The sequence below is a fragment of the Marinospirillum alkaliphilum DSM 21637 genome (genome assembly GCF_900119735.1).
Lineage (GTDB): Bacteria > Pseudomonadota > Gammaproteobacteria > Pseudomonadales > Halomonadaceae > Marinospirillum > Marinospirillum alkaliphilum.
Genome location: NZ_FPJW01000002.1, coordinates 439155 through 448272, shown reverse-complemented (window position 1 = coordinate 448272; position 9118 = coordinate 439155). Strand labels below are relative to the sequence as shown.

Below are 9118 nucleotides of genomic sequence, written 5' to 3'. Positions count from 1 at the left end.
AGAGCTGTTGTTCCAGCGCCGGTACGGCTTCGAACAGGTCTGCCACCAGGCCGTAGTCTGCCACCTGGAAGATCGGGGCTTCTTCGTCCTTGTTGATGGCCACGATGACCTTGGAGTCTTTCATACCGGCCAGATGCTGGATGGCACCGGAAATACCGGCAGCAATGTACAGCTCCGGTGCAACGATTTTGCCGGTCTGACCGACCTGAAGATCGTTGGGGACATAACCGGCATCCACCGCAGCACGGGAAGCGCCCACAGCACCACCCAGCTTGTCAGCCAGCTTGTAGATGATGTCGAACTTCTCGGCACTGCCCACACCACGACCACCAGCAACCACCACCTTGGCGGCAGTCAGTTCCGGACGGTCAGAAGCAGCCAGCTCTTCACCGACAAAGCTGGACAGGCCAGCATCCTTGGCTTCAGCAACAGCTTCAACGGCAGCAGAGCCAGTGGCAGCCACGGCATCAAAGGCTGTACCGCGTACGGTGATCACCTTGATGGCATCACTGCTTTGCACGGTGGCAATCGCGCTACCGGCATAGATGGGACGCTTGAAGGTGTCAGCGCTTTCGACAGCGATGATTTCAGAAATCTGCTCAACATCCAGCAGTGCAGCAACGCGTGGGGCAATGTTTTTGCCGTTGGCCGTGGCACCGGTCAGGATGTGGCTGTAACCCTTGCCCAGCTCAGCAACCAGTGCAGCCACGTTTTCAGCCAGCTGATGGCCGTAAGCAGCGTTATCAGCCAGCAGTACCTTGCTCACACCTTCCAGCTTGGCCGCAGCATCAGCAGCAGCCTGAGCACCCGCACCGGCAACCAGCACATGAATGTCACCACCGATGGCTTTGGCCGCAGCCACCACGTTGGCAGTCACCGGGGTCAGATCAGTATTATGATGATCAGCAATAACCAGAATGCTCATTAGACCACCTTCGCTTCGTTTTTCAGTTTGTTGACCAGTTCTTCCACGCTACCCACTTTGATGCCCGCAGCACGTTCTGCCGGTGGCTCAACCTTCAGGGTTTTGACTTTGGAAGCCGTGTCCACGCCATAGTCAGCCGGGGTTTTGGTATCCAGCGGCTTTTTCTTGGCTTTCATGATGTCCGGCAGCTTGGCATAACGCGGCTCGTTCAGACGCAGGTCAGCGCTGATCACGGCGGGCAGTTTCAGCTCAACGGTTTGCAGACCCCCATCAATTTCACGCTTCACGGTGGCCTTGTCGCCTGCAACAGTCAGCTCGGAGGCAAAGGTGCCCTGGGCATAACCGGTCAGCGCAGCCAGCATCTGGGTGGTCTGGTTGTTATCGGTATCAATGGACTGTTTGCCCATCATCAGGATCTGCGGTTGCTCTTCTGCAGCGACCTTGGCGAGGATTTTGGCAACCGCCAGTGAGCCCAGCGGCTCGTCGGTTTCGACCAGAATACCGCGGTCGGCACCCAGCGCCATGGCGGTACGCAGCTGCTCCTGAGCGGTTTTAGGACCGATGGAAACAGCAACGATTTCAGTGGCAATGCCTTTTTCCTTCAGGCGTACCGCTTCTTCAACGGCGATTTCGCAGAAGGGGTTCATGGACATTTTGACATTGGTCAGGTCAACGCCTGACTGATCCGCTTTAACACGAACCTTGACGTTGTAATCAACGACACGTTTGATGCCTACCAGTATTTTCATTGTTTTTCCTCGTGTTAGCTGGCTTTCAGCAAATCAGCAAATCGTTGCAGGTGGGTGTCTTCATCACCCAGATGATGACTGAGCATGACCAGACGCTTGGCGTGATGTGCCAGCGCATACTCCCAGGTCATACCGATACCGCCATGCAGCTGAATGGCTTGCTCAGCAATAAAGCGTGCCGCTCGGGTGATAATAAACCGGCTGGCTGCCAATTTACGGCTGCGCTCATCACTGGGGGGGTGATCGGCAAGGCTGGCAGCCAATAGTGTCATGGAAGTTGCCAGCTCCAGCTCGCCACGCATGTCAGCCATGCGGTGCTGCAAAGCCTGGAATTTACCGATGGGTTGACCAAACTGCTGTCGGGTTTTCAGGTAATCCAATGTCAGCGTAAAAGCTTCCTCCATACTGCCGAGCGCTTCTGCGCATGCAGCAGCTGCTGCTCGCTCCTGCTGGTATTGCAGGGTGGTGAATACCTGACCTGGCTTGCCTAATACACCGCCTCGTCCAACCATGACTTCATCCAGCAGCAAATCGCATGCTCTTGGCCCGTCAATGCAGGGATAGGCGTTGCGCGTCACTCCTTTTGCCCAGGGCTCCACCAGAAACAGGCTGATCCCTTCCGGATCGCCCTGCTCACCAGCAGTCCGTGCCGACACCAGCAGCAAATCTGCTGATGCTCCACCAACAACCACGGATTTCTGCCCGCTCAGAAACCAGGTATCACCCTGTTGTCTGGCACGGCAAGCGACGTGTTGCAGGCTGTAATGGCTGTTGGTCTCGGTCAGTGCGGCGGCCAGTTTCAGCTCACCGGAAGCCACCAGTGGCAGGATTTTTTCCTTTTGTTCCTTGTTGCCTAGCTGTTGCAGCAAACCCGCAGCAAAAATCTGCGAGGCCAGCACCGGCTCAAGGCACAAGCCCCGTCCTAGCTCCTTCATCAGCAGCATGTTTTCCACACCACCGCCGCCAAAACCACCATAAGCTTCGTCAATCGGAACGCCGGTCAAACCCTGCTCAGCCAATTGTTGCCAGAATGCAGTGCTGTAGCCTTCCTGGCTGGCGTAATGGCTCATGCGTTTTTCAAAGCTGTAGTGATCCCGCACCAGCCTGCTCAGCATGTCTTGCAGCATTTGCTGCTCTTCGGTCAGATTAAAATCCATCACACCCTCCTAGAGTTCCAGAATCATCTTGGCAATGATGTTTTTCTGCACTTCGTTGGAACCACCGTAAATCGACAATTTGCGCAGATTGAAATACTGGCTGGCCGCTGCTGCGGCATAATCGGTATAGCGGTATTCACCCGTGAAGTCCGGATCAATCTGATCCTGCAGGAACGGCAGGGCATTGGCACCCAAGGCCTGTCGCAATAGCTGACTGATCGCCTGACGGATTTCTGAACCCTTTATTTTCAGGATCGAACTTTCAGCACCTGGCGCACCACCACCTTCAACAGCAGCAAGAATTCGCAGGGTGCTGATTTCCACTGCCAGCAACTGGATTTCCACTTCAGCCAAACGTAATCGAAACAGCGGGTCTTCAATCAGGGGCTTGCCATTTTTCATTTCACGGCCAGCCACCTGTTTCAGATGCGCCAGCGCAGCTTTGGAAATGCCGACGCCTGCTTGCCCGGTGCGTTCATGAGTCAGCAGGTATTTCGCACAGGTCCACCCCTTGTTTTCTTCTCCAACCCGATTGGCCACAGGCACCCGCACCGAATCAAAAAACACTTCATTGACCTCGTGCTCTCCATCCAGTGTCAGGATCGGACGGATGCTGACACCGGGACTGTCCATGTCGATTAACAGAAAAGTGATGCCTTGCTGAGGCTTGGCTTGTGGATCAGTGCGTACCAGACAGAAAATTTTGTTGGCGTACTGACCCAGGGTGGTCCAGGTTTTCTGCCCATCAACCACATAAAAATCACCCTCCCGCACGGCGCGGGTTTTCACAGCGGCCAGGTCGGAACCTGCACCTGGCTCGGAATAACCCTGGCACCACCAGTCTTCACCAGACAGAATGCGTGGCAGGTAATAATCCTTCTGTTCCTGAGTGCCAAATTGCATGATTACCGGAGCAACCATATTGACCCCAAAAGACACCAGGCGCGGAGCCCCTGCTGCTGCGGCCTCTTCTTCAAAGATATGCTTTTGCACCACACTCCAACCGGGACCACCGTAGTCTTGTGGCCAGTTGGCGGCATACCATCCTTTTTTTGCAAGAATCTGCTGCCAGCGCTGGTGGTCTTCTTTGCCCAGGTGTTTTCCTAAGCGCACCTTGCTGGCGATATCCTCTGGCAGTGCTTCGGCAAGAAAGCCCCTTACTTCATTTTTGAACGCTTCGTCTTCCGGTGTCAGTTCAAAATACATATCCGGTCTCCACAGTCGATGAGGTCACTTGATTGGCTCGCAAGCCTTGGGTGGCACTGTTTTTCGGTTCATGAATCGTTGCAGTAATACCGAGTGTTCGGGTGATTGACTGCACTGATCAAACGCCTGCTGCTCCATCATCAGCCCTTCTTCAAAAGGAAGGCTCAACGCTGCTTCGATCACTGCAAAGGCTGCTTTCAAGCTGTACAGGTTTTCCGGCAGTTTGGTGCTGCGTTCGCTGGTTCTCGGTGGCCCATTGGGAGCAGCAGGAAGTTTTTCCAGAAAACTCAAGCCAGCCAGCAGCGGATCACCCTCGAATAATTGATCCACCAGCCCTGACTCAAGGGCTTTGGGTGCTTTTACTGCTGTCCCCGAAAGAATCATCTCCAGAGCGGCAGGAAAGCCAATCAAACGTGGCAACATTTGTGTACCACCGGCACCGGGAATCAATCCAAGCTTCACCTCTGGCAAACCGACCTGGGCACCGCGTTGCAGGATGCGATAGTGACAGGCCATTGCCACTTCCAGCCCGCCACCCAGTGCCTTGCCATGCATGGCGGCAACCAAGGGTTTGTTGCAGGCATCCAGTTGCTGGATCAGGTCACGCAGCAGCGGAGGTTGTCTCAGTTTGCCGAACTCGGTGACATCTGCACCCACAAAAAAGGTTGATCCCTTGCAGTACAGAAGAATGGCAACCACCTCAGGATCAGTCATTGCCTGATGCAGGCCTGCTGCAAGCCCACAGCGTACCGCATGGCTTAAGGCATTCACCGGCGGGTGATTCACCGCCAGGGTTGCCACGCCCTGAACCACCTGGTATTCAACAACCTGATTCATGACCCCTCCCCTCAGCGGTGTTTCCATTCAGGCGCACGTTTTTCTACAAAAGCCTGCATGCCCTCTTTCTGATCTTCAGTGGCAAAACTGGCATAGAGCAGTCGTCGCTCAACATAAATGCCTTCGCTCAGTGTGGTTTCAAAGGCCTGGTTGACCGCCTCCTTGTTCAACTTCACGGCCATGGATGAAAGACCAGCCAACTGCGCTGCAACAGCCATGGCTTCGTCCAGCAAGCGATCCGTTGGCACGATTCGACTGATCAACCCCAGTCGCTCTGCTTCCACAACGTCCATCATGCGACCGGTCAAGCAAAGATCCATGGCCTTGGCTTTCCCAATCGCACGCGTGAGCCGTTGTGTACCACCAGCTCCCGGTAGTGTGCCAACCTTGACTTCCGGCTGGCCGAAACGGGCATTTTCAGCAGCAATCAACAGATCGCACATCATCGCCAGCTCACATCCGCCGCCCAGCGCAAGTCCGGCAACAGCTGCAATCACTGGCTTGCGGCAGCGTGTAACAGCTTCCCAGTGTGTGGTGACAAACCCCTGACTGAACACATCGGCAAAGTCCTTGTGCTGTAATTCGGAAATATCTGCACCCGCTGCAAAGGCCCGCTCATTACCGGTAATGACCATCGCACGAATCGCTGCATCGGCTTCGAATGCCATCAATGCCTGCCCTAATTCGGCCATTAATGCATCGCTCAGGGCATTCAGTACCTGAGGGCGATTCAGCCTGATCAGGCCCACAGCACCCTGTTGCTCAACAAGAATCAGCTGGTACGCCATAACCCCTCCATTCCGCCAAAAGTTTTTCTGTGATGAATTTCAGTCTAGCCGATTCAGAAATAATAAAGCAACATGTTGACATAATGTTTTTGCAGCGACTAAGATCAACACACCGCAGGAGGAAACAAAAAACACAAACAAACCCCTATAGGTAAAGACTATGACTAGCGAACTGATCAGTTTGAGAAGACCGGAGATGATCCGCTCTGGCGCATGGAAAGACAATATCATTACTGATTTTCTGGATAAGGCGGTTGATGGGCAGCCCAACAAAACAGCCATCATCAGCTACCGTGTCGCAGAAGAGGACAGCCACAGGCTGAGTTTTCTGGAACTGGATCAGCACGTCACACGCATGGCAGCCGGTCTGGCAGGAATGGGAGTCAACAAAGGTGATGTGGTGTCCTGCCAGCTACCCAATGGCTGGCAGATGACGGCTCTGCATCTGGCCTGCATTCGTATTGGTGCCATTCTGAATCCGCTCATGCATATTTTCAGGGAGCATGAGCTGCGCTTCATGCTGCGGCATGCCCAGAGCAAGGTACTGGTTGTGCCAAAAATGTTCCGTGCCTTTAATCATCAGGCCATGGCGGAGGGGCTTCGGAAGGATCTACCGGATCTTGAGCATTTGCTGGTAATTGGCGGTGAAGGTCTGCAAAGTTTTGAAGATCAGCTGCTCAATCGGGCATGGGAAAAAGAAACTGACATCACGGCCCTGTTTGCCGAACGCCGCATCCATGCGGATGACATCATCCAGATCCTGTTCACTTCAGGCACTACAGGTGAACCCAAAGGAGTGATGCACACCTCCAACACCCTGTTCAGCAACATCTTCCCTTATGCCGAACGCCTACACCTGAACAGTGAAGACATTGTTTTCATGGGGTCACCCATGGCGCACCAGACCGGCTTTTTATATGGCTTGATGATGCCTGTTTATCTGGGCGCCACCGTAGTCTTGCAGGATCTATGGCAACCTGATTTTGCACGTCAGGTCATCGCTCGTGAAAAACCCACTTACACCATGGCTTCCACTCCGTTTCTGAGTGATCTTGTGGAGCAGGCCGCCAGCCACCCGCAAGACCTGGAATCCCTGAGAATCTTCGTGGCAGCCGGAGCCCCAATTCCCAGTGCACTGGTAGAAAAAGCATTGAACACGACCCGGTTCAAGGTTGCTTCGGCCTGGGGCATGACTGAAAACGGTGCTGTGACCTTGACGCATCCTGAAGATCCACCCAGTCGAGCCATTGAAAGTGACGGCGTGCCGTTACCTTTTATGGAGGTCAAGGTCGTGGATCTGGATGGCAACGCTTGTCCAGCCAACACCGAAGGAAACTTGCTGGTGCGCGGTGCCAGCCTGTTTGTCGGTTACCACAAACGCCCCGAGCTTTATGAAGTGGATGCTGACGGCTGGTTCGGCACCGGCGATTTAGCCCGCATCGATGAGCAGGGATACATCCGCATTACGGGGCGAACCAAGGATGTGGTGATTCGTGGAGGTGAAAATATTCCGATCATGGAGATTGAAAACCTTCTCTACAAGCATCCGGATATCAATACGGTTGCGCTGGTCGGCTTCCCCGACAAACGACTTGGAGAAAGGGTATGCGCCTACATCACGCTGAATGAAGGCGCCGCGTCCATGACGCTTGATGACATCAAGGCCTACCTTGCTGAGCAGCAGGTCTCAAAAAGCTACTTCCCCGAATACCTGGTCATCAGTGATGACTTGCCACGAACCCCGTCTGGCAAGCTGCAAAAATTCAAACTGCGTGAACAAGCCAAAACCATCCGACTTGATCAATAACTCCCTTCAACCCAGAGGAAATCAACATGCGTGGATTAAAAGACAAAACTGCCATAGTCACCGGCGGTGGCGGTGGCATCGGTCGTGCGGTCAGTCAACGACTGGCAGAAGAAGGCTGCAAGGTAGCGGTACTTGATCGTGATCAGGCGGCAGCCCAGAAAACCGTAGACATCATCCTGAAGCAAGGCGGTGTTGCTGCTGCCTATGCCGCAGACATCACTGATTATCAAGCGATAAGCAACACGGTTGAACAGATCGAACAGCAACTGGGAACGCCAGTCATCCTGGTCAACAACGCAGGTTACGACAAGTTCATGCCCTTCCTGAAAACCGAGCCGGCACTCTGGGATCAGCTGATCAGCATCAACCTGACCGGTGCACTCAATATGCACCACCTGGTATTGCCAAAAATGCTGGCTGCCGGTGGTGGAAAAGTCATCAATGTGGCATCGGATGCGGCACGGGTTGGCTCTTCCGGTGAAGCCGTTTACGCCGCCTGCAAGGCGGGTCTGGTAGGACTGAGTAAAACCCTGGCTCGTGAGCTGGCCACCAAAAACATCAATCTTAATGTGGTATGCCCCGGTCCGACTGACACGGCGCTATTAAAAAGTGTCGCTGACACGTCCAGTAACCCGGAAAAACTGTTGGAAGCCTTCAAAAACGCGGTGCCCATGCGTCGCATCGGTCAACCGGAAGACTACCCGGGAGTCATCGCGCTGCTGGCCAGTGACGATGCCAACTTCATTACCGGGCAAGTGATCAGTGTGTCCGGCGGACTGACCATGGCCGGTTAATTACCCTTATTCTCTTTCAGGAGTAACAACATGAATTACGAAGATATTTTGTATGACGTCAAAGAGGGTGTGGCCACCATCACCATCAATCGTGCGGAGCGTTATAACGCTTTTCGTGGCCAAACCTGCATGGAGCTGATTGATGCCTTTAACCGCGCAGGCTGGGACAAATCCATTGGTGTCATAGTACTGACAGGTGCTGGTGACAAAGCCTTCTGCACTGGGGGTGATCAAGGGGCTCATGAAGGTCAGTACGATGGCCGTGGCCTGATTGGCTTGCCGGTAGAAGAGCTGCAGGGGCTGATTCGTGAAGTGCCCAAGCCGGTCATTGCCCGTGTGAATGGCTTTGCCATCGGTGGCGGCCATGTATTGCATGTGGTCTGCGATCTCACAATTGCATCGGACAAGGCCATTTTTGGTCAGGTTGGCCCGAAAGTGGGCTCTGTTGATCCTGGCTTTGGTACGGCCTATCTGGCACGGGTGGTCGGTGAAAAGCGTGCACGTGAAATCTGGTATTTGTGCCGCAAATACACGGCTCAGCAAGCACTCGAATGGGGGCTGGTCAATGCCGTGGTACCCCATGAACAGCTGGATGCGGAGGTACAGAAGTGGTGTGATGAAATCATGGGCATGAGCCCTACAGCCCTGTCGATTGCCAAGCGCTCTTTTAATGCTGACAGTGAAAACATTGCCGGGATTGGTGGGTTGGGCATGCAGGCGCTGAGCCTCTATTACGACACGGAGGAGTCCAAAGAGGGTGTGGCTGCCTTCAAGGAAAAGCGTAAACCTGAATTCCGCAAGTTCTACAAATAAGCCAAAGCAACAGAACCCCACCAGGCCGCCATGTGCGGCCTG

At 54.1% G+C, this 9118-nt stretch carries 9 protein-coding genes; 3 read left to right on the top strand and 6 right to left on the bottom strand.

Features of this window, described 5'->3' with window-relative positions:
• The 6 genes from BT114_RS05335 to BT114_RS05310 all read right to left on the bottom strand — a co-directional run.
• Positions 1–925 (bottom strand): electron transfer flavoprotein subunit alpha/FixB family protein (locus BT114_RS05335; protein ID WP_072324829.1); only part of this gene is annotated, 925 nt, incomplete at its 3' end.
• Entirely contained in the window at positions 925–1674 is a 750-nt protein-coding gene (locus BT114_RS05330) for an electron transfer flavoprotein subunit beta/FixA family protein (protein WP_072325279.1), read from the bottom strand. The genes BT114_RS05330 and BT114_RS05335, both read right to left, overlap by 1 nt.
• Positions 1675–1688: 14 nt before the next feature.
• A complete protein-coding gene (locus BT114_RS05325; protein WP_072325278.1) occupies positions 1689–2831 on the bottom strand; it encodes an acyl-CoA dehydrogenase family protein in 1143 nt (380 codons plus the stop codon).
• Positions 2832–2840: 9 nt separating this feature from the next.
• Entirely contained in the window at positions 2841–4037 is a 1197-nt protein-coding gene (locus BT114_RS05320) for an acyl-CoA dehydrogenase family protein (RefSeq protein ID WP_072325277.1), read from the bottom strand.
• A 24-nt stretch (positions 4038–4061) separates the two neighbouring features.
• Positions 4062–4874, bottom strand: a complete 813-nt coding sequence (locus tag BT114_RS05315) for an enoyl-CoA hydratase/isomerase family protein (RefSeq protein WP_072325276.1) — start codon at positions 4872–4874, stop codon at positions 4062–4064.
• A gap of 11 nt (positions 4875–4885) precedes the next feature.
• Complete coding sequence (locus BT114_RS05310) at positions 4886–5662, bottom strand: enoyl-CoA hydratase (RefSeq protein WP_072325275.1); 777 nt, start codon at positions 5660–5662, stop codon at positions 4886–4888.
• Between the two features lie 196 nt (positions 5663–5858).
• Between BT114_RS05310 and BT114_RS05305 the strand changes: the two genes are divergently transcribed.
• Genes BT114_RS05305 through badI form a run of 3 tightly spaced genes read left to right on the top strand, consistent with a single transcriptional unit; the run spans position 5859 to position 9076 of the window.
• Positions 5859–7469 (top strand): AMP-binding protein, encoded by a 1611-nt coding sequence (locus BT114_RS05305; protein WP_084661934.1) that lies wholly within the window; start codon positions 5859–5861, stop codon positions 7467–7469.
• Positions 7470–7495: 26 nt separating this feature from the next.
• Entirely contained in the window at positions 7496–8263 is a 768-nt protein-coding gene (locus BT114_RS05300; protein WP_072325273.1) for an SDR family NAD(P)-dependent oxidoreductase, read from the top strand.
• Between the two features lie 30 nt (positions 8264–8293).
• Positions 8294–9076 carry a 2-ketocyclohexanecarboxyl-CoA hydrolase gene (badI, locus tag BT114_RS05295; RefSeq protein WP_072325272.1) on the top strand — a complete coding sequence of 261 codons (783 nt, stop codon included), beginning with the start codon at positions 8294–8296 and terminating at the stop codon, positions 9074–9076.
• The last annotated feature ends 42 nt before the right edge of the window (positions 9077–9118 follow it).

Excerpts from the sequence above, each read along its gene's own strand:
- BT114_RS05330 (WP_072325279.1), bottom strand. The coding sequence starts at position 1,674 with ATGAAAATACTGGTAGGCATCAAACGTGTCGTTGATTACAACGTCAAG.
- BT114_RS05325 (WP_072325278.1), bottom strand. The coding sequence starts at position 2,831 with ATGGATTTTAATCTGACCGAAGAGCAGCAAATGCTGCAAGACATGCTG.
- BT114_RS05320 (WP_072325277.1), bottom strand. The coding sequence starts at position 4,037 with ATGTATTTTGAACTGACACCGGAAGACGAAGCGTTCAAAAATGAAGTA.
- BT114_RS05315 (WP_072325276.1), bottom strand. The coding sequence starts at position 4,874 with ATGAATCAGGTTGTTGAATACCAGGTGGTTCAGGGCGTGGCAACCCTG.
- BT114_RS05310 (WP_072325275.1), bottom strand. The coding sequence starts at position 5,662 with ATGGCGTACCAGCTGATTCTTGTTGAGCAACAGGGTGCTGTGGGCCTG.
- BT114_RS05305 (WP_084661934.1), top strand. The coding sequence starts at position 5,859 with ATGATCCGCTCTGGCGCATGGAAAGACAATATCATTACTGATTTTCTG.
- BT114_RS05300 (WP_072325273.1), top strand. The coding sequence starts at position 7,496 with ATGCGTGGATTAAAAGACAAAACTGCCATAGTCACCGGCGGTGGCGGT.
- badI (WP_072325272.1), top strand. The coding sequence starts at position 8,294 with ATGAATTACGAAGATATTTTGTATGACGTCAAAGAGGGTGTGGCCACC.